Origin of the sequence: Xanthomonas hortorum pv. cynarae, assembly GCF_002939985.1 — a bacterium.
Classification (GTDB): Bacteria; Pseudomonadota; Gammaproteobacteria; order Xanthomonadales; family Xanthomonadaceae; genus Xanthomonas; species Xanthomonas hortorum_D.
This window is the reverse complement of record NZ_MDFM01000009.1, coordinates 48,174-66,577: the sequence shown is the minus strand read 5'-3', so window position 1 is coordinate 66,577 and position 18,404 is coordinate 48,174. Positions and strand designations below refer to the sequence as shown.

General features: G+C 62.9%; 19 protein-coding genes and 1 tRNA gene. 18 read left to right on the top strand and 2 right to left on the bottom strand.

Annotated features, from left to right (window positions below):
- Positions 1–59 precede the first annotated feature (59 nt).
- From trpB to XcyCFBP4188_RS08220, 10 genes are all read left to right on the top strand, one after another.
- Positions 60–1,277, top strand: coding sequence for a tryptophan synthase subunit beta (trpB, locus tag XcyCFBP4188_RS08265; protein ID WP_043889309.1), 1,218 nt, complete (start codon positions 60–62; stop codon positions 1,275–1,277).
- Positions 1,277–1,486, top strand: coding sequence for a hypothetical protein (locus XcyCFBP4188_RS08260; RefSeq protein WP_023904473.1), 210 nt, complete (start codon positions 1,277–1,279; stop codon positions 1,484–1,486). The genes trpB and XcyCFBP4188_RS08260 overlap by 1 nt, the downstream gene beginning before the upstream one ends.
- 38 nt (positions 1,487–1,524) lie before the next feature.
- Positions 1,525–2,331 (top strand): tryptophan synthase subunit alpha, encoded by an 807-nt coding sequence (trpA, locus tag XcyCFBP4188_RS08255; protein ID WP_046933005.1) that lies wholly within the window; start codon positions 1,525–1,527, stop codon positions 2,329–2,331.
- Positions 2,332–2,786: 455 nt separating this feature from the next.
- Positions 2,787–3,671, top strand: coding sequence for an acetyl-CoA carboxylase, carboxyltransferase subunit beta (gene accD, locus XcyCFBP4188_RS08250; RefSeq protein WP_006450578.1), 885 nt, complete (start codon positions 2,787–2,789; stop codon positions 3,669–3,671).
- A 127-nt stretch (positions 3,672–3,798) separates the two neighbouring features.
- A complete protein-coding gene (glmM, locus tag XcyCFBP4188_RS08245; protein ID WP_006450577.1) occupies positions 3,799–5,148 on the top strand; it encodes a phosphoglucosamine mutase in 1,350 nt (449 codons plus the stop codon).
- Positions 5,149–5,272: 124 nt separating this feature from the next.
- Positions 5,273–6,211, top strand: a complete 939-nt coding sequence (locus XcyCFBP4188_RS08240; RefSeq protein ID WP_006450576.1) for an isopenicillin N synthase family dioxygenase — start codon at positions 5,273–5,275, stop codon at positions 6,209–6,211.
- A 205-nt stretch (positions 6,212–6,416) separates the two neighbouring features.
- The gene (locus tag XcyCFBP4188_RS08235) at positions 6,417–7,106 is read left to right on the top strand and encodes a methylamine utilization protein (RefSeq protein WP_043908821.1); all 690 of its coding nucleotides are present in this window, start codon (positions 6,417–6,419) and stop codon (positions 7,104–7,106) included.
- Positions 7,103–9,487, top strand: a complete 2,385-nt coding sequence (locus XcyCFBP4188_RS08230; protein ID WP_104591911.1) for a putative bifunctional diguanylate cyclase/phosphodiesterase — start codon at positions 7,103–7,105, stop codon at positions 9,485–9,487. The genes XcyCFBP4188_RS08235 and XcyCFBP4188_RS08230 overlap by 4 nt, the downstream gene beginning before the upstream one ends.
- A complete protein-coding gene (locus XcyCFBP4188_RS08225; protein ID WP_104591910.1) occupies positions 9,484–10,359 on the top strand; it encodes a DUF3034 family protein in 876 nt (291 codons plus the stop codon). Before XcyCFBP4188_RS08230 ends, XcyCFBP4188_RS08225 begins: the two co-directional genes overlap by 4 nt.
- Positions 10,359–10,787: a group I truncated hemoglobin gene (locus tag XcyCFBP4188_RS08220; protein WP_006450572.1), complete on the top strand. Its 429-nt coding sequence runs from the start codon at positions 10,359–10,361 to the stop codon at positions 10,785–10,787. Before XcyCFBP4188_RS08225 ends, XcyCFBP4188_RS08220 begins: the two co-directional genes overlap by 1 nt.
- Positions 10,788–10,971: 184 nt before the next feature.
- Here the strand turns inward: XcyCFBP4188_RS08220 and XcyCFBP4188_RS08215 are convergent, their stop codons facing one another.
- Together XcyCFBP4188_RS08215 and XcyCFBP4188_RS08210 are read right to left on the bottom strand one after the other, a co-directional pair.
- Positions 10,972–12,384, bottom strand: a complete 1,413-nt coding sequence (locus XcyCFBP4188_RS08215) for a hypothetical protein (RefSeq protein WP_006450571.1) — start codon at positions 12,382–12,384, stop codon at positions 10,972–10,974.
- Between the two features lie 82 nt (positions 12,385–12,466).
- Positions 12,467–13,267: an SDR family NAD(P)-dependent oxidoreductase gene (locus XcyCFBP4188_RS08210; protein WP_006450570.1), complete on the bottom strand. Its 801-nt coding sequence runs from the start codon at positions 13,265–13,267 to the stop codon at positions 12,467–12,469.
- A gap of 112 nt (positions 13,268–13,379) precedes the next feature.
- Here XcyCFBP4188_RS08210 and tpiA point away from each other — a divergent pair, with 112 nt between their 5' ends.
- The 8 genes from tpiA to nuoE all read left to right on the top strand — a co-directional run bounded on the left by tpiA (position 13,380) and on the right by nuoE (position 18,401).
- Positions 13,380–14,135 carry a triose-phosphate isomerase gene (tpiA, locus tag XcyCFBP4188_RS08205; protein ID WP_006450569.1) on the top strand — a complete coding sequence of 252 codons (756 nt, stop codon included), beginning with the start codon at positions 13,380–13,382 and terminating at the stop codon, positions 14,133–14,135.
- A gap of 33 nt (positions 14,136–14,168) precedes the next feature.
- Positions 14,169–14,642: a preprotein translocase subunit SecG gene (secG, locus tag XcyCFBP4188_RS08200; RefSeq protein ID WP_006450568.1), complete on the top strand. Its 474-nt coding sequence runs from the start codon at positions 14,169–14,171 to the stop codon at positions 14,640–14,642.
- A gap of 49 nt (positions 14,643–14,691) precedes the next feature.
- A tRNA-Leu gene (locus XcyCFBP4188_RS08195) sits at positions 14,692–14,776 on the top strand.
- 106 nt (positions 14,777–14,882) lie between these two features.
- Positions 14,883–15,239 carry an NADH-quinone oxidoreductase subunit A gene (locus XcyCFBP4188_RS08190; RefSeq protein WP_006450567.1) on the top strand — a complete coding sequence of 119 codons (357 nt, stop codon included), beginning with the start codon at positions 14,883–14,885 and terminating at the stop codon, positions 15,237–15,239.
- The gene (locus XcyCFBP4188_RS08185; RefSeq protein WP_006450566.1) at positions 15,230–15,784 is read left to right on the top strand and encodes a NuoB/complex I 20 kDa subunit family protein; all 555 of its coding nucleotides are present in this window, start codon (positions 15,230–15,232) and stop codon (positions 15,782–15,784) included. Before XcyCFBP4188_RS08190 ends, XcyCFBP4188_RS08185 begins: the two co-directional genes overlap by 10 nt.
- A gap of 36 nt (positions 15,785–15,820) precedes the next feature.
- Positions 15,821–16,573 carry an NADH-quinone oxidoreductase subunit C gene (locus tag XcyCFBP4188_RS08180; RefSeq protein ID WP_006450565.1) on the top strand — a complete coding sequence of 251 codons (753 nt, stop codon included), beginning with the start codon at positions 15,821–15,823 and terminating at the stop codon, positions 16,571–16,573.
- The gene (locus tag XcyCFBP4188_RS08175; RefSeq protein WP_006450564.1) at positions 16,570–17,877 is read left to right on the top strand and encodes an NADH-quinone oxidoreductase subunit D; all 1,308 of its coding nucleotides are present in this window, start codon (positions 16,570–16,572) and stop codon (positions 17,875–17,877) included. Before XcyCFBP4188_RS08180 ends, XcyCFBP4188_RS08175 begins: the two co-directional genes overlap by 4 nt.
- Complete coding sequence (gene nuoE / locus XcyCFBP4188_RS08170; RefSeq protein ID WP_006450563.1) at positions 17,874–18,401, top strand: NADH-quinone oxidoreductase subunit NuoE; 528 nt, start codon at positions 17,874–17,876, stop codon at positions 18,399–18,401. The genes XcyCFBP4188_RS08175 and nuoE overlap by 4 nt, the downstream gene beginning before the upstream one ends.
- Positions 18,402–18,404 lie beyond the last annotated feature (3 nt).

Genomic DNA, 18,404 nt, shown 5'->3' with positions numbered 1-18,404 from the left:
CGGCTGGCTGCGCTAAAGTGCGTGCTTCTCGTATGACCGCATTGCTGCAGAGGATTCCCATGTCGGCCCAGCCCATCAGTGACTTTTACGCCTATCCGGACGCTGCCGGCCACTTCGGCAAATTCGGCGGCCGGTTCGTCGCCGAGACCTTGATCGGCCCATTGCAGGAACTGTCTGCGGCCTACGACCAGGCGCGCCAGGATCCGGCCTTCATCGCCGAGTACGACAAGGATCTCAAGCATTATGTCGGCCGGCCCAGCCCGATCTATCACGCCGAGCGCCTGAGCCGCGAAGTGGGCGGGGCGCAGATCCTGCTCAAGCGCGAAGACCTCAACCACACCGGCGCGCACAAGATCAACAACACCATCGGCCAGGCCCTGCTGGCCAGCCGCATGGGCAAGACCCGCATCATCGCCGAGACCGGCGCCGGCCAGCATGGCGTGGCCAGCGCCACGGTCGCCGCGCGGCTGGGCCTGGAGTGCGTGGTCTACATGGGCGCCACCGATATCGAGCGGCAGAAGATCAACGTCTACCGCATGAAGCTGCTCGGTGCCACGGTGATCCCGGTGACCTCCGGCTCGGCCACGCTCAAGGACGCGCTCAACGAAGCGATGCGCGACTGGGTCACCAATGTGCAGGACACCTTCTACATCATCGGCACCGTCGCCGGCCCGGATCCGTATCCGCGCATGGTGCGCGACTTCAACGCGATTGTCGGCCGCGAAGCGCGCGCACAGATGCTGGAAGACTACGGCCGTCTGCCGGATGCGCTCAGCGCCTGCGTGGGCGGCGGCAGCAATGCGATCGGCTTGTTCCATGCCTTCCTCAACGACCCGGGCGTCAAGATCTATGGCGCCGAAGCGGCCGGCGACGGCATCGCCACCGGTCGCCATGCCGCCTCGATCGCGGCCGGTCGCCCCGGCGTGCTACACGGCAACCGCACCTATGTGATCTGCGACGACGACGGCCAGATCACCGAAACCCATTCGATCTCTGCCGGCCTGGATTACCCGGGCGTCGGTCCGGAGCATTCGTTCCTCTCCGACAGCGGTCGCGCGGTCTACCAGGGCATCACCGACGACGAGGCGATGGCCGCGTTCCATCTGCTGGCGCATACCGAAGGCATTCTGGCCGCGCTCGAGTCCAGCCATGCGGTGGCGCAATCGATCAAGCTCGCCCGCGAGATGCCCAAGGACGCATTGATCCTGTGCAACCTGTCCGGCCGTGGCGACAAGGACGTGCACACCATCGCCGCACGCGAAGGCGTGCAAGTCTGATGCCGCTGCGGCGCGTCACCGTGACCGCGCTAGCCGACCAGCCAGGCGAACAGGACCTGCTGTTCGCCTGGCTCGACCGCTGGGCGCCGCAGATCCGCACGTGTTCGGAAAATACCGGCTGCGGCTGCTGTCTGGACAGTTTCGACGTCGAGGTGGACGCGCAAGCGTTGACCGAACTGCCCGCAGCCATGTACCAGGACATCCATTGATGCGGTCGTACCGCAGCTAACTTCTTCAAGGTCTTTCAATGCGTCGTATCGACGAAACCTTCCAACGTTTGCGTGCCGATGGCCGCAAGGCGCTCATTCCCTTCATCACTGCCGGCGATCCCTCGCTGGAAGCCACCGTTCCGGTGATGCACGCGCTGGTGCGCGCCGGCGCCGACGTTATCGAACTCGGCGTGCCGTTTTCCGACCCGATGGCCGACGGCCCCACCATCCAACGCAGCTCAGAACGCGCGCTTGGTCGTGGCGCCGGCCTGGCCTATGTACTGGAAGCGGTGCACGAATTCCGCCGCGAAGACCCCACCACCCCGGTGGTGCTGATGGGCTACCTCAACCCGATCGAGATCCACGGCACCCGGCGCTTTGCCGAAGCCGCCGTCGCCGCCGGCGTGGATGGCTTGCTCTTGGTGGATCTGCCACCCGAAGAGGCCGCCGAGACCCGCGCCATCTTCACCGAGGTGGGCCTGGCCCTGATCGCGCTTGCCTCGCCGACCACCAGCGAGCAGCGCCTGGACATGCTGTGCAGCAGCGCCCAGGGGTATCTGTATTACGTCAGCTTCGCCGGCGTCACCGGCGCTTCGAATCTGCTTGACACCACCGCGGCGGGCGATCGCCTGCGCCAGCTGCGCCTGCGTGCCGGCGCCCCGGTGGTGGCCGGTTTTGGCATCAAGGATGCGGCCAGCGCCGCTGCGATGGCCGTAGATGCCGACGGCGTAGTCGTCGGCAGCGCCCTGGTCGCCGCCCTGGCCGAAGCCCCGGACGTTCGCACTGCCCGCGAATACGCCGAAGCGTTCCTGACCCCGCTCCGCCAGGCACTGGATCATCCCTGAAACCAGGCCAAAGCCCCTCTCGCGTCCGTGCACGTGGCTTCGCCCGTATCCTCACCCCAACCCCCGCTTCGCGCCCCGGCCCGCGCTTGCGGCGCGGGCGCTCCAAGGCACGCGCGCCAGTGGCGCGCAAGCCGTGCCTTCTCGCCCCGCAGGAGAGGGGCTTTGATCCTTCTCCCGTCGGGAGAAGGTGCCCCGCAGGGGCGGATGAGGGTACGGACGAAGTCAGGTGCATCCCAACCATAGGTGCACGCCAACCAGAGTAAGGCGCAGCACAACAAACCGACCTTCACTCCAAACACCTGCGCAACCACCTAGAACCAAGCTCGCAGCTAGCCCTCCGAACTGCCACCAAGTCCCACATTCATCCCCCGCGCTACCTCGCTTTTCCCCCAGCGCGTTAGACTTACGCCCCTCTGCGGCCCGTAAGGCCGCCCTGCATGGATTGTCATACACGCATGAGCTGGCTCAGCAAATTGATGCCCTCCGGCATCCGCACCGAGAACACCCCGGCCAAGAAGCGCAGCGTCCCCGAGGGCCTGTGGGAAAAGTGCAGCAATTGCGGCAGCGCGCTGTACGGCCCCGAGCTCGAGGAGAACCTGGAGGTGTGTCCGAAATGCGACCACCACATGGCAATCCGCGCCCGCGCGCGCTTGGCCGCGTTGTTCGATGTGGATGCCCCGACCACCGAAATCGCCGCCCAGCTGGGCCCGGTCGACGTACTCAAGTTCAAGGACCAGAAGCGCTACGGCGAGCGTATCAAGGCCAGCCAGAAGGCTAGCGGCGAGTACGACGCATTGATCGCCATGCGCGGCACGCTCAAGGGCAACCCGCTGGTCGCCGCCGCATTCGATTTCGCCTTCATGGGTGGCTCGATGGGCTCGGTGGTCGGCGAGCGCTTCGCGCGTGCCGCCGAAGTGGCGCTGGAAGTCGGCTGCCCGTTCGTGTGCTTCTCCGCCAGCGGCGGCGCACGCATGCAGGAAGGCCTGTTCTCGCTGATGCAGATGGCCAAGACCTCCGCGGCACTCGGCCGCCTGCGCGAAGCCGGCCTGCCGTACATCTCGGTGCTGACCCATCCCACCACCGGTGGCGTGTCGGCCTCGTTCGCGATGCTGGGCGACATCAATATCGCCGAGCCGCATGCATTGATCGGCTTCGCCGGCCCGCGCGTGATCGAACAGACCGTGCGCGAAACCTTGCCGGAAGGCTTCCAGCGCTCGGAGTTCCTGCTCGACCATGGCGCCATCGATCAGATCTGCGACCGCCGCGACATGCGCGACCGCCTCGCCGATCTGACCGCGATGATGATGCGTCAGCCGCATCCGCAAGAGGCGGTGGCGTGAGGTTGGTGTTCGTGCTGGCGGTTCCCGGGAAAAACGTGGTCTGCGACCTGTGGACTTCCGTCGATGGCTGCTCCTTCCAGGCCCCTGCTCCCTGGCCGCAGGTCCCGACGCTTTCGGTCACGGCTCCATGAGCGCCCGCAAGTATTTCGGAACCGACGGCATCCGCGGTCGGGTCGGGCAGGGCGTGATCTCCGCCGATTTCGTGCTGCGGCTGGGCAATGCGCTCGGCCGCGTGCTCACCGCCGGGCGCAGTAAGCGCCCGCTGGTGCTGATCGGCAAGGACACCCGCATTTCCGGCTATATGTTCGAAGCCGCCTTGGAAGCCGGCCTGGTCGCTGCGGGTGCCGACGTACAGTTGATCGGCCCGATGCCGACCCCGGCCATCGCGTTCCTGACCAACACGCTGCGCGCCGATGCCGGTGTGGTGATCAGCGCCTCGCACAATCCGCATTACGACAACGGCATCAAGTTCTTTTCCGCCGAAGGCGAAAAGCTCGACGACGCTACCGAAGCGGCGATCGAAGCCGCGCTCGACGAGCCGTTCCACACCGTGGAGTCGGAGCGTCTGGGCAAGGCGATCCGCACGCGCGATGCGATCGGCCGTTACATCGAATTCTGCAAGGCCAGCGTGGCGCGCGGTTTCACCCTGCATGGCCTGAAGATGGTGCTGGACTGCGCGCACGGGGCGACTTATCACATCGCGCCGATGCTGTTCCGCGAGCTGGGTGCGGACGTGGTGGTCATCGGTGCCGCACCGGACGGGCTCAATATCAATGACGGCGTCGGCTCCACGCATATCGACAATCTCGCTGCCAAGGTGCGCGAGAGCGGTGCGCAGTTGGGCATCGCCTTCGATGGCGATGGTGATCGCGTGCTGATGGCCGACGACCAGGGCAACCCGGTCGATGGCGACGATCTGCTCTATATCCTGGCGCGCTCCTGGCAGGCCAGCGGCCGGCTCACCGGTACCGTGGTCGGCACGCTGATGACCAACTACGGCCTGGAACAGGCGCTGGCTGGATTGCACATCCCGTTCCAGCGCGCCAAGGTCGGTGACCGTTACGTGCACCAGGCGTTGGTGGAAGGTGGCGGCACCCTGGGTGGCGAAACCTCCGGCCATCTGCTGTGCCTGGATCGCGCCACCACCGGCGATGGCATCGTCAGCGCGCTGCAGGTCCTCGAGGCCCTGGGGCGCGATGGACAGAGCCTGCGCCAGGCCTTGAGCAGCCTGAGCAAGGTGCCGCAGAAGACAATCAACGTGCGTCTGGATGGCGGCGCTGCCAAGGCGATTGTGGAAGCCGCTGGCGTGCAGCAGGCGTTGCAGCAGGCGCAAGCCGCCGTGCAGGGGCGTGGCCGCGCGTTTCTGCGTCCTTCCGGCACCGAGCCGGTGGTGCGCGTGACGGTGGAAGCCGACGACGCTGGCCTGATGCAGGACACGCTGGACAGACTCTCGGGTGCCGTGCGTGACGCGGCGTGAGTCGCTGATCATTGGCGTGTGCGTGGTCTTTGCCAAGGCCGCGACGTTCTACCTGTTGTATCGCCTGCTGTCTTGAACAGCAGGCCTTCCTTTTGACTCCTCGACTTCGACTGCAGATACCCGTATGAGCGCCCGCATCCCGACCCTGGACATCACCCGTTTCGACAGCGACCGCGACGCCTTCGTCGCCGAGCTCGGCGCGGCCTATCGGCAGTGGGGCTTTGCCGGCATCCGCAATCACGGCATTGCGCAGGCCGATATCGATGGCGCCTACGAGGTGTTCAAGGCGTTCTTCGCGCTGCCGGAAGATGTCAAGCAGCGCTACCACGTCAAAGGCAGTGGTGGCGCGCGCGGCTACACCGCGTTCGGTGTGGAAACGGCCAAGGATTCCAAGCATTTCGATCTGAAGGAGTTCTGGCATATCGGCCGCGAGATTCCGGACGATTCGCCGTATCGCGAGGTGATGACGCCGAACCTGTGGCCCGAAGAGGTGCCCGGTTTCCGCGAACGCGGTTACCGCCTGTACCAGCAGCTCGATCACCTGGGTTCGCGCGTGCTGTCGGCGCTGGCGCTGCATATCGGCCTGCCGCAGGACTATTTCGTCGACAAGACCAACAACGGCAATTCGATCCTGCGGCCGATCCACTACCCGCCGATCACCAGCGACGATATTCCCAACGTGCGTGCCGGTGCGCATGGCGACATCAACTTCATCACCTTGCTGGTCGGTGCCAGCGCGGCCGGTCTGGAAGTGCGTTCCAACGATGGCGAGTGGGTGCCATTCACAGCGGATGCCGACACCATCGTGGTCAATATCGGCGACATGCTGCAACGCCTGACCAACCATGTGTACCCGTCCACCATCCATCGCGTGGTCAATCCGCCGGGCGAAGCAGCGCGCGAGCCGCGTTATTCGGTGCCGTTCTTCCTGCACCCGAATCCGGACTTTCTGATCGACGTGCTGCCTTCGTGCATCACTGCCGAAAACCCGAGCCGCTATCCCCAGCCGATCACCGCACACGGCTTCCTGGAAGAGCGTCTGCGCGAGATCAAGCTGAAGTAATCCAGCACGCGGTCCCTATCAGCGCGCGCAGCGAATAGCCGCGCTCGCAACACGGGTAATGACCGACACCACAGTTCTGTTCAAAACATTCCGCTCGCGTCTGGTTAAAGCTTGCGTTCACCTCAGCCGATAACTCAGTCTGATCGCTAGCGCGACGTCGGATTCGCCTGGCGCCCGTTGCCGATTGCACTAGGTTGGGGGGAGCATGCGGACGCAGTGGTTCAAACGGATAGGTGTGGGTTCGGTGTTGCTGGCGTACTGCGCCGCAAGCGCTGTGGTGGCAACGCCGGTCAGCGTGACCGTGGCCGATGCCAACGGCATGTTGGTCGATGCGGTGGTCAGTCTGGAGCCGGCGCGTCCGGCGCCACCCAGTGCAGCAAAGACCATGGAAATGGATCAGGTCAATTCGCAGTTCGTGCCCGCCGTCCTGGCGGTGCGCACCGGCACCTTGGTGCGCTTTCCGAACAACGATCAGATCCGCCACCAGGTCTATTCTTTTTCGCCTGCCAAGCGTTTCGAATTGCCGCTGTTTCAGGGCACCAAGGCCACGCCGATCCGTTTCGATCAGGCGGGCCTGGTGACGATTGGCTGCAATATCCACGACTGGATGCTTGGCTATATCGTGGTGCTGGAGACGCCGTATTTCGGCAAGACCGGCAGCGACGGCCGCGTGCAACTGGATGCACCGGCAGGCGCCTATACGCTGCGGGTCTGGCATCCGCGCATCAAGGGTGCCGTGGTCACCGAGCCGTTGCTGCTTGCGCGCGATGCAGTGCAGCGTCGCGTGACCCTGCAGACCACCGGCGCCGCGCCGATGGCGGCACCACCGGATGAGCGCGTGCGCGCGCTGCAGGACAAATTCCGTCGTGCCGACCCGAAGAAGCCGCATCCATGAAGGCGATGCGTCTGCATACCCGCATTGCGGCCTTGGTGGTCCTGGTCGTGCTCGCCACGCAAGTGCTGACCTTCATCGCAGTGCAGGTCGCCACCGAGCGTAGCGTCAAGGCGCAACTGGGCGAAGAACTGCAGATCGGCGAACGCGTCTGGCAACGCATCAACGTGCGCCGCGACGAGCAGTTGCTGCAGTCGGCCTCGGTGCTGGCCGACGATTTCGGTTTCCGTGCGGCAGTGGCCAGTGGCGATGTGCCGACCATGCAGTCGGCATTGCGTAACCATGCCGCGCGCATGTCGGCGCAGACCGCAGTGCTGTTGTCGCCGGATGGCGAATTCCTGACCGGGCTGGCGGATCTGCCGCAAGCCGAGCAATTGCGCGCCGTGCAGGCACTGCTGCAACAGGCCCAGCGCGACGGGCACGCGGTCGGGGTGGTGGCACTGGATCAACGCATCGTGCGGCTGGCAGTGGTGCAGGTACTGGCGCCGAACCGGGTGGGCTGGATCGCGATCGGCAACGAGTCCGGCGATGGGCTGGCGCAGGACTTTCGTACCACCACCGGGCTGGATGCGACCTTTTTCACCGATGGCCCGCCGGTGCGCGTACTGGCCTCCACGTTGGAGCCGGCTGCGCGCTCCGAGTTCCCGCAGCAGCTGCCCGCCGCCGAAGCGGGGCAGGGTGAAGCGATCCCGCTGACGCTGGCCGACGCACGTTACCTGGTCAAACTGCAATCGATCCAGGGCGACAGTCATGTGCGGGTCGCCTTGCAGGCCTCGCTGGATCGTGCGGTCGCACCGTATCGCATCCTCAAGCTGCGCATTCTGTTGTTGGCCGGTCTGGCCACGGCCGCCGCAATCGGTGTGGCGATTTTTCTCGCGCGCAGCGTCAGCAAGCCGGTTGCGCAGTTGGTGCAGGCAGCACGACGCATCCAGCGCGGCGATTACCACACCGCGGTGCAGGTACCGCCCGGACGCGAACTGGCCGAGCTGGCCGACAGCTTCGGGCGCATGCAGCAGCAGATCGCCAGCCGCGAGCAGCACATCCTGCATCAGGCGCGCCACGATGCCTTGACCGGCCTGCCCAATCGCATCTGGCTGCTGGAACGGCTGCAACAGGTGGTCGAGCAGACCGTGGCCTCGGGTGTTACGGCCGCCGTGCTGATCCTGGATCTTGAGCACTTCAAGGAACTCAACGACAGCCTGGGGCACGACTTCGCCGATCAGGTGCTGGTCGAAGCAGGGCGCCGCCTTGCCGAGGTCGTGCAGGAGCCCAATGTGGTCGGGCGGTTGGGCAGCGACGAATTCATGGTGGTGGTGGCGCAGGCCGATATGACCAGCGTGCAGCAGGATGCGCAGCGATTGCTGCTGCAGCTGCGTCGCCCACTGGCGTTGCCGCAGGCGCGCATCCAGCTGGAAGCCAGCATCGGCATCGCCTTGATCCCCGAACACGGCGCCGATCCGGATACCTTGCTGCGGCGCGCCGATATCGCGCGTCGCCAGGGCGGCAATGTCATCACCATCGGTGCCAGCAGCGTGTATCGCCTGGGCCAGGACGAGCAGCATCTGCGTCGTCTAAGGCTCACTGGCGATCTGCGCCAGGCGATTGCCAGCAACGAACTGACCTTGCGCTTCCAACCCAAGATCTGTTTGCGCAGCGATCGCGTCGAACAGGTCGAGGTACTGGTGCGCTGGCATCACCCGGTGCTGGGACCGATCGGCCCGGACGAGTTCATTCCGCTCGCCGAGCACTCCGGGGTGATCCATCCGCTGACCCGCTATGTGCTGGACGAGGCGCTGCGGTGTCAGGCGCAATGGCGCAGCCAGGGCCTGGAGCTGGGCATGGCGATCAATCTCTCTGCGCTCGATCTATCCGACCCCGGCCTGCCGGATTATGTGCGCGGTCGTCTGGAGCATCACGCGGTGGCGGCCGAGCGGGTCACGCTGGAATTGACCGAAAGCGCCTTGATGCGCGATGTCGAATTCGCGCTGCACATGCTGCATCAGCTGCGCAGCGTCGGCGTGCGCCTGTCCATCGACGACTTCGGCACCGGCTATTCCTCGCTGGCGCAGCTCAAGCGCATGCCGGTCAACGAATTGAAGATCGACAAGAGTTTCGTCATGCAATTGGCCGAAGGCACCGACGATGCATTCATCGTGCGCAGCACGATCGATCTGGGGCATAACCTTGGATTGAGCGTGATCGCCGAAGGCGTGGAAAACGCCACGGCGCTCGGGTTGCTGCGCAGTTATGGCTGCGACATGGTGCAGGGCTATCTGTACGCGCCGCCGCTGGAAGAAGTGCCGTTTGTGGCCTGGTGCATGCGTCAACTCGATCTGGGTCAACTCGATCTGGTGCCGGCCGCGCAAGCAGGAGCGCAACGATGAGCAAGTGGGTGGGTGCCGCGCGGTCTGCTGCAGTGTTGGGTTGTTTGGCGCTCACGCCGCCACTGGCGATTGCTGGAGAAGGGCGTCTGCTTGCCACCGGCGGCGTGTCGATGATCGAAGGCAGCAGCGGCGGCGGCATCGTGCCGTGGGCCACGCTGTCGGGCTACGGCACGCGCGATGAACTTGCCACCGTCGTGTTCGCCACCCACGTGGACAGCGGCGATTACCGATTGGATGTGCAGGGCGCCGCGCTCACCGTCGGCAATCGGCTGGAACTCTCGCTCGCACGGCAACGCCTGGATCTGGGCACATTGCAGGACCGATTGGGCTTGCCGTGGAATGCACTGGGTCAGGATGTGTTCGGCGCCAAGCTGCGCCTGCATGGCGACCTCGTGTACGGGAGCGCGCCGCAAGTCAGTCTGGGCGTGCAATACAAGCGTTTGCGCAACGGCACGCTGCCCCTGGCGATCGGTGCGCGCGACGACCACGGCACCGATGTGTACGTCAGCGCCAGCCGGCTGTTTCTGCAAGGCGTTGGCGGTTATCAGCTGTTGCTCAACGGTACCCTGCGCGCCACCCGCGCCAATCAGACCGGCTTGCTCGGCTTCGGCGGCGATCGTCGCAACAGCTACCGGCTGGTAGGTGAGGCCAGCGCTGCGGTGATGCTGTCGCCCTCCCTGGCAGTGGGCGTGGAATACCGAGACAAACCCGATAACCTGGGCTTCGCGCACGAAAAGGCCTGGGCAGACGCATTCGTCGCCTGGTTTCCCAGCAAGCATGTGTCGTTCACCGCGGCCTGGGCAGACCTTGGCGACATCGCCACGCTTACCGATCAGCGTGGTCCCTATCTTTCCTTGCAGGTGGCGTTCTGATGAACCGATGGCTGCGCTGCTGCCTGCTTTGCGTGCTGGGCCTGGTGAGCGCCTGCGCCACCACGCAACCGCGCCAGACGCTCTACGACGAACTCGGCGGGCAAGCCGGGATCGAAGCGCTGGTGGAAACCATGCTCTCGCGCATTGCCGACGATCAACGCATCGTCGATCAATTCGCGCGCGTCAACATCGTCATGCTCAACGAGCGTCTGGTGCAGAAGTTCTGCCACGTCAGCGATGGGCCATGCCCGGATACCGCCAAGTCGATGAAACAGGCGCATGCGCATCTGGCCATTCGTGAAGGCGACTTCAATGCCTTGGTCGAGGATCTGAACTGGGCGATGGATCAGCGCAAGATTCCGCGCCGCACGCAGAATCGCTTGCTCGCACGACTGGCGGCAATGCACGGCGACATCGTTAATCACTGAGCACGCTCTGCCTATGCAATCAAAGGGGCTGGAGCGTGCGGCGTCTAATTGATAGTGAAGTCTCCTCCTGAGCTTAAAGCAGAAGTGCCGGACAAAGCAGTGGTATGTCCGTATGTCAATGATTTTGCGAGCTCGCAATCTGATCTTTCGCGCATGCGTCAGATTGATCTCAAGATGATTCAGGTCATGTTGGTTTCGACGGACTGGCCAGATAAGATTCGGGCCTGGTGTAGTTTGGGGACTGCATCGAAGTTTCTGCAAAGCAGAAGATGCACGTTACAAGAATTGCTGCGCAGATGAGCTGGCCGACGACTTTTTTATGTTTAATGCTCTCAAATGCGAGTGCGCAGTAGGAAATGCAATAGATTGGCAAAAAGAATCGCGTTTCTATAGCGCCGGGGATGACTGCTATGCAGGGTAAGGCAAGCACCGAAAGGTAGAGAAGATTCTCTGCGGTTTTGCGATTTTTGTCCTGAGCCAGGAGTGATGCAGCCAGACGTGTCAGTCCAAGGCAGGCGATGATCAGGAAGAAGAGTGAGTGGGTGCTTTTTTCAGAAGAGGGGAGATTTGTGTAGACGTCGCCATCTCTGGCATCCAGCGCCAGTGCGACATGGCGGATGTAGATCTTTACGAAGGCAATAGGATGCTCGGACATCATCTTGAATATCCGAGGGAATGACTGGTTCTCGGTAAATCCTCCTTCGTTCTGCAGGATCGAAGCTCCCTCATCATTTGCATAGAACACCGGTGTCGCCTGATGCGTGCCCGGATCAATGTAGGTCTCGTATTTGTCCACGACCATGCCCCATGTCAATTGTCTGACAAAAAGCGATTTTCCGTCCTTGTCCGTGACGACCAGTGGCGAGGCCGTGCCATGGTAGTGATGGTTGATTGCCATTTGAGGGATTGCGCCAACGGCCGAGCCCAAAAGAAAGCATGCTACGGCGATTGCCTTGTGGGAGATGTTCTTTGCAGAAAAAATGAAGACAATCGATATCAAGGCAATGAAGGAGAACATGTAAATTGTTCTGGTGTTGTACGCAAAGTACGCCAACAGTCCTGCAGCCAGTAGCAGAATCAATGAGTGTGATCTGATTGCTTTTAGCGAAAGGTGCAATGCTGTAGCCATCAATCCAAATGATGGGGCGTCGCTGAGCGGGTACGCAATCAGGCCTGGAAATATCAGTGCGACCAGAAGTGATGGTACGATTCTTCTGAATGTCGAAGTTCTTGCGCCAAGGATCGCCTGGTAAAAATCGGGCAATAGAATCGAGAGTAGGTAGCCGTATCCAATCGCTTGCCCGATTTTTAGCGATAATAATCCAAGCGACTCTGAGTGATTGAAGATGAATCTGAAAGGCGTCAGGAGAAGTGGGTAAAAGTAGCCTCGGATCGTTTGCGGAAAGTTGCCATCAACGATGGCCGAGCTGATCGCCCAGTAAGCCCCTGCATCGCCTTGGAATATTGTCGCATTGGTTATCAGCTGTGATGCAAAAAAAATGAAGGCGGCGGCGAGAAGCGAGAGTGACTTCGAGTCGTGGTAGGTAGCCTGTCCTTGCCTTGTTGCAATGAATCTCATCGCTCTCGGGATGTGCATCGATCGTTCTACCTGTTCTTTATCTTGTGCGTGGTGACTGGCAATTTGTCCGGCAAGCGTCCTGCATCCGCATCTGCTACGTTCAATCCAGCGGGCGCACCCGGTGCGATCCTCGCGCCATCAGGCGCAACGCAAGCGCATGCGGCAGTAATCGTAACCCGGCATTGACCAGGCGATAGCGCCAGCCCGGCACTGCCAGCACCTGGCCACGCTCCAGCGCTTCGATGCCGTATTCGGCCACGGCATCGGCCTGCAGCCACGCCCAGCGGGGCAGGGTGGACATCTGCTCGCGTGTGCCAGTGATGTCGTGAAATTCCGACCACGCAAAGCCCGGGCACAGCGCGCAGACCCTCACTGCACAATCGGCGTTCTCCAGCGCCAGCGATTCGCTGAAGCGCAGCAGGAAGCTCTTGCTAGCCGCATACAGCGTTTGCCCGTCTGCGCTGGGCGTCAGCGCGGCAAACGAGGCCACGTTGAGAATGCGGCCCTGGCCGCTGGCGCGGATCATCGGCAACAGCCGCCAGGTCAGCTCGCACACCGCACCCACCATCACCTGCAGAAAACGCGCATGCGTGGCCCAGTCGTTGTGCAGATAGCGGCCCGGCACACCGTAGCCGGCATTGTTGACCAGGGTGCCTACGGTCCAGCCATTACGCTGGATCTGCACAACCAGCGCCTCTACCGCTGCGGAGTCGGCCAGATCGGCCGGCAACACGTGGACCTGTACCAACGCGCTCAACTCGGCGGCCAGTGTCTCCAGCCTGTCCACCCGGCGCGCGGTCAGGATCAACGGCACGCCACGCCTGGCGTAAGCGCGCGCAATCTCGCGGCCGATGCCGCTGGAGGCGCCGGTGACCAGCGCGAAGACAGGCGAAACGGACATGGCAGGTTCCTGCTGAAGAGGGGATGGGACAGGCAATGGACAGAAGTGTGCCGGCTGCCGACAGGGCATGGGCTATTCTGTCGCCTGTCTTCCACTCAGGAACCTGCGCCTGATGCGTCGAAAACTCGTTGCCGGAAATTGGAAGCTGCATGGCAGCCGCGCCTTCGCCACCGAACTGGTGGCCCAGATTGCCGCGCACATGCCCCTGGAGGGTGTCGATGTCGTCATCCTGCCGCCACTGCCTTACCTCGGCGATCTGATCGAGGATTTCGAGGAGCATCACCTGTGCTTCGGTGCGCAGGACGTCAGCAGTAACGAGAAGGGCGCCTACACCGGCGAGGTCTCGGCCACGATGCTGGTCGATGTCGGCGCCGAGTACGGGCTGGTCGGCCACTCCGAACGTCGCCAGTACCATCAGGAAAGCAGTGAGCTGGTGGCGCGTAAATTCGCGGCCGCCATGCATGCCGGGTTGATCCCTGTGCTGTGCGTCGGCGAATCGTTGGAGCAGCGCGAAGCGGGCCAGACCGAGGCAGTGCTGCGCGCTCAGCTCGAGCCGGTGCTGGCCCTGGTCGGCAGCGAAGGCTTTGCGCGTGCCGTGCTTGCGTATGAACCGATCTGGGCCATTGGTACCGGCCGCACTGCCAGCCCGGAGCAGGCCCAGGCTGTGCATGCCTTCCTGCGTGGCGAAGTCGCAAAGGCGGATGCTAGAATTGCCGATTCGCTGCCCATCGTGTACGGGGGCAGTGTCAAGCCCGACAACGCCAACGAGCTGTTCGCACAGCCCGATGTCGACGGCGGGCTGGTCGGAGGCGCATCACTGGTCGCCGAAGATTTCCTGGCCATCGCACGCGCGGCGGCCGCTTGTTAACCCATTAAGTTTTGTCCGGGGACGGATTTCGAAATGCTGATGTTGATCCTCAATGTGGTCTACGTGCTGGTCGCGCTGGCGATGATTGCGCTGATCCTGATGCAGCGTGGCGCGGGTGCGGCAGCGGGCTCCGGTTTCGGTGCTGGTGCCTCGGGCACCGTGTTTGGTTCGCAGGGTGCGTCGAACTTCCTGTCCAAGTCGACCAAATGGCTGGCGGTGGTGTTTTTCAGCATCAGCCTGTTCATGGCGTGGTATGCCACCCATGGCGCGCGTCCCACCGATCAGAATCTTGGCGTGATGTCGCAGTCGGCCACCCCGGCACCGGCCGCCGCCGGCGAGCTGACTCAGCCGTTGCCGCAGGCACCAGCCGCGGGCGCGGTGCCGACCGCTCCGTCGCAGCCGTCGCCTGCCGCTGTTCCGGCCGCAGCGCCAGCGCAGTCCGCACCGGCGCGACAAGCGCCTGCGGCACGCGAAGAAAACGTTTCAGAACCAGCACAAAAACGCTGAAGCCGGTTACAATACGCTGCGCACTGGGATGCCCAGCGGCGCAACGTATGCCCAGGTGGCGGAATTGGTAGACGCACTACCTTGAGGTGGTAGCGATTTAGGTCGTAGGGGTTCGAGTCCCCTCTTGGGCACCATTGTTTGGCTGCAGTTCCTACGCATCGTGGCGATACCACGCGCGGGTCCTGCTTATACCCCATGCCGGCACGCGGCGCGTGCGGGCAAAGGCAAGAGAGAATCGCTGTGCTGGCCGAATATTTGCCGAGTCTGCTGTTTCTGATCGTCGCCACCGGTATCGGCATCACATTGATGTTGATCGGCCGGTTCCTCGGTCCGCGTAGCCCCGATGCACGCAAGCTCTCGCCGTACGAGTGTGGCTTCGAGGCATTCGAGGACGCGCGCATGAAGTTCGACGTGCGCTACTACCTGATCGCGATCCAGTTCATCGTGTTCGATCTGGAAATCATCTTCATCGTGCCGTGGACGCAGGTGTTCATGGAGATCGGCGCACGTTCGTTGGTCACCATGGGGCTGTTCGTCGGCATGTTGTTCCTCGGTTTTATCTACGTCTGGAAGAAGGGAGCGTTGGAATGGGAGTGATTCAGACCCTCGATCGTCTGATGACCAATCCGATGCCGGAAGGTCGGTTGGACGACATCCTGCGCCCGGAAGGCGAGAACCCGTTGCTCGAAAAGGGCTACGTGACCACCAGCGTCGATGCGCTGTTGAATTGGGCGCGTACCGGTTCGATGTGGCCGATGACCTTTGGTCTGGCCTGCTGCGCAGTCGAGATGATGCATGCCGGTGCGGCGCGCCTTGACCTGGACCGTTACGGCGTGGTGTTTCGCCCGTCGCCGCGCCAGTCCGACGTAATGATCGTGGCCGGCACGCTGGTCAACAAGATGGCCCCGGCGCTGCGCAAGGTCTACGACCAGATGCCGGATCCAAAGTGGGTCATCTCGATGGGCAGCTGCGCCAACGGCGGCGGCTACTATCACTATTCGTATTCGGTGGTGCGCGGTTGCGATCGCATCGTGCCGGTGGACATCTATGTCCCGGGCTGCCCGCCGACCGCCGAGGCGCTGGTCTACGGCATCTTGCAGCTGCAGAAGAAGATCTGGCGTACCCAGACGATCGCGCGCTGATACCCGTCTTCTTCTACCGAGAGCAGCCAAGCCCCCATGGCAGAGCAAGCATCCTCCTTCACTGACCGACTTGCGGCACGTTTCGCCGGTGCGCAGATTGCCGTCGCCTTGCCGCGCGGCGAAGTGACGCTGGAAGTCGCTGCGGCCGATTGGCACGCTACCTGTCTGGTCTTGCGCGACGAGCTCGGTTTCGAGCAGTTGAGCGACCTGTGCGGCGTCGATCACCTGGGCTATGGCAGCGACGAGTGGGATACTGCGGACGTGTCGTCGCAGGGTTTCAGTCGTGGTGTCGAAGGCAAGGCGGTTGGTCGTTTCGCCTGGGGTGAATTTCCCAGCCAGGAAAGCTCCGATGGCGCCCACCCGCAGCACATGCCCAAGCAGCGTTTTGCGGTCGTCGCCCAGCTGATTTCCTACCAACACAACCAGCGTCTGCGCGTGCGTTGCTACGCCCCGGACGAGCAGGTGCCGGTGGTGGCCTCGTTGACCGATATCTGGCCGGGCGTGAACTGGTTCGAGCGCGAAGCCTTCGACCTGTTCGGCATCGTGTTCGACGGTCACCCGGATCTGCGTCGCATCCTGACCGACTACGGATTCGTCGGCCATCCGTTCCGCAAGGATTTCCCGCTGATCGGCAACGTCGAAGTGCGTTACGACGAAGAGAAAAAGCGCGTGGTGTACGAGCCGGTGACCTCGGTCGAGCCACGTGTCGGCGTGCCGCGCGTGATTCGCGACGATGCCCGTTATGAGACTGCCGCCGGTGAAGTGGGCAAGTCGGAGACTGCCAAGTGAGTGAGTTCCACCAGGCGACTGCCGCCTTCGCTAGCAATCCTGTCGAAAGCAAGCAGGAAATCCGCAATTACACGATGAACTTCGGCCCGCAGCATCCTGCGGCGCACGGCGTGTTGCGCTTGATCCTGGAAATGGACGGCGAAACCGTGGTGCGTGCCGATCCGCATATCGGCCTGCTGCACCGTGGCACCGAGAAGCTGGCCGAGTCCAAACCGTTCAACCAGTCGGTTCCGTACATGGATCGTCTGGATTACGTGTCGATGATGTGCAACGAGCATGCCTACGTGCGCGCGATCGAGTCCTTGATGGGAATCGAAGCGCCCGAACGTGCGCAGTACATCCGCACAATGTTCGATGAAATCACCCGCATCAAGAACCACCTGATGTGGCTCGGCTCCAACGCCCTCGACCTGGGTGCGATGGCGGTGATGCTGTATGCGTTCCGCGAGCGCGAAGAGTTGATGGACGTTTACGAGGCGGTCAGTGGCGCGCGCATGCACGCTGCCTACTATCGCCCCGGTGGCGTGTATCGCGATCTGCCCGATCGCATGCCCAAGTACAAGGAATCGCGTTGGCACAAGGGCGGGGCGCTGAAGAAGCTCAATGCCGCGCGCGAAGGCTCGATGCTGGATTTCCTCGAGGACTTCACCAATACCTTCCCGTCGCGCGTGGACGAGTACGAAACGCTGCTGACCGATAACCGTATCTGGAAGCAGCGCACCGTCGATGTCGGCATCATCAGCCCGGAGTTGGCCCGTGCCTGGGGCATGACCGGCCCGATGCTGCGTGGCTCCGGTATCGAGTGGGATCTGCGCAAGAAGCAGCCGTATGCCAAGTACGACGCGGTGGATTTCGATATCCCGGTCGGCACCAACGGCGACTGCTACGACCGCTATCTGGTCCGTGTTGCCGAGATGCGCGAATCCAACCGCATCATCAAGCAGTGCGTGACCTGGCTGAAGGCCAATCCAGGCCCGGTCATGGTCACCAATTTCAAGGTCGCTCCGCCAAGCCGCGAAGGCATGAAGGACGACATGGAAGCGCTGATCCATCACTTCAAGCTGTTCAGTGAAGGCTATTGCGTGCCGGCCGGCGAGACGTATTGCGCCGTCGAAGCACCCAAGGGCGAGTTCGGCTGCTACCTGATGTCCGATGGCGCCAACAAGCCGTTCCGCCTGCATCTGCGCGCGCCGGGCTTTGCGCATCTGTCCTCGATGGACGCGGTGGTGCGTGGCTATTTGCTGGCCGACGTCGTGGCGATGATCGGCACTTACGATTTGGTTTTCGGTGAGGTTGACCGATGAAGGCGACGGGTAATTTCGAAGCGGCGCGCGACGTCGATCCGCAGGTAGTGCTGAGCGAGAAAACGCGCGCGCACATCGATCATTGGTTGAGCAAGTTTCCGCCCGACCGTAAGCGTTCGGCGGTGCTGCAGGGCCTGCATGCTGCGCAAGAGCAGAACCAGGGCTGGCTCACCGATGAGTTGATCGTCGGCGTGGCCAAGTATCTGGAACTGCCGCCGGTGTGGGCCTACGAGGTCGCCAGCTTCTACTCGATGTTCGAGACTGAAAAGGTCGGCCGCCACAACGTGGCGTTCTGCACCAACATCAGCTGCTGGCTCAACGGCGCCGAGGATCTGCTGGCGCACGCCGAGAAGAAACTGGGTTGCAAGCTGGGGCAGTCGACGGCCGATGGCCGGGTCTACCTCAAGCGCGAAGAAGAGTGCCTGGCGGCCTGCTCTGCAGCGCCGATGATGGTCATCAATGGCCATTACCACGAGCACCTGACGAAAGAGAAGGTCGACGCGCTGCTGGACGGGCTGGAGTAAGAC

Coding starts and splice junctions, on each gene's coding strand:
- trpB (WP_043889309.1), top strand. CDS start 60: ATGTCGGCCCAGCCCATCAGTGACTTTTACGCCTATCCGGACGCTGCC.
- XcyCFBP4188_RS08260 (WP_023904473.1), top strand. CDS start 1,277: ATGCCGCTGCGGCGCGTCACCGTGACCGCGCTAGCCGACCAGCCAGGC.
- trpA (WP_046933005.1), top strand. CDS start 1,525: ATGCGTCGTATCGACGAAACCTTCCAACGTTTGCGTGCCGATGGCCGC.
- accD (WP_006450578.1), top strand. CDS start 2,787: ATGAGCTGGCTCAGCAAATTGATGCCCTCCGGCATCCGCACCGAGAAC.
- glmM (WP_006450577.1), top strand. CDS start 3,799: ATGAGCGCCCGCAAGTATTTCGGAACCGACGGCATCCGCGGTCGGGTC.
- XcyCFBP4188_RS08240 (WP_006450576.1), top strand. CDS start 5,273: ATGAGCGCCCGCATCCCGACCCTGGACATCACCCGTTTCGACAGCGAC.
- XcyCFBP4188_RS08235 (WP_043908821.1), top strand. CDS start 6,417: ATGCGGACGCAGTGGTTCAAACGGATAGGTGTGGGTTCGGTGTTGCTG.
- XcyCFBP4188_RS08230 (WP_104591911.1), top strand. CDS start 7,103: ATGAAGGCGATGCGTCTGCATACCCGCATTGCGGCCTTGGTGGTCCTG.
- XcyCFBP4188_RS08225 (WP_104591910.1), top strand. CDS start 9,484: ATGAGCAAGTGGGTGGGTGCCGCGCGGTCTGCTGCAGTGTTGGGTTGT.
- XcyCFBP4188_RS08220 (WP_006450572.1), top strand. CDS start 10,359: ATGAACCGATGGCTGCGCTGCTGCCTGCTTTGCGTGCTGGGCCTGGTG.
- XcyCFBP4188_RS08215 (WP_006450571.1), bottom strand. CDS start 12,384: ATGCACATCCCGAGAGCGATGAGATTCATTGCAACAAGGCAAGGACAG.
- XcyCFBP4188_RS08210 (WP_006450570.1), bottom strand. CDS start 13,267: ATGTCCGTTTCGCCTGTCTTCGCGCTGGTCACCGGCGCCTCCAGCGGC.
- tpiA (WP_006450569.1), top strand. CDS start 13,380: ATGCGTCGAAAACTCGTTGCCGGAAATTGGAAGCTGCATGGCAGCCGC.
- secG (WP_006450568.1), top strand. CDS start 14,169: ATGCTGATGTTGATCCTCAATGTGGTCTACGTGCTGGTCGCGCTGGCG.
- XcyCFBP4188_RS08185 (WP_006450566.1), top strand. CDS start 15,230: ATGGGAGTGATTCAGACCCTCGATCGTCTGATGACCAATCCGATGCCG.
- XcyCFBP4188_RS08180 (WP_006450565.1), top strand. CDS start 15,821: ATGGCAGAGCAAGCATCCTCCTTCACTGACCGACTTGCGGCACGTTTC.
- nuoE (WP_006450563.1), top strand. CDS start 17,874: ATGAAGGCGACGGGTAATTTCGAAGCGGCGCGCGACGTCGATCCGCAG.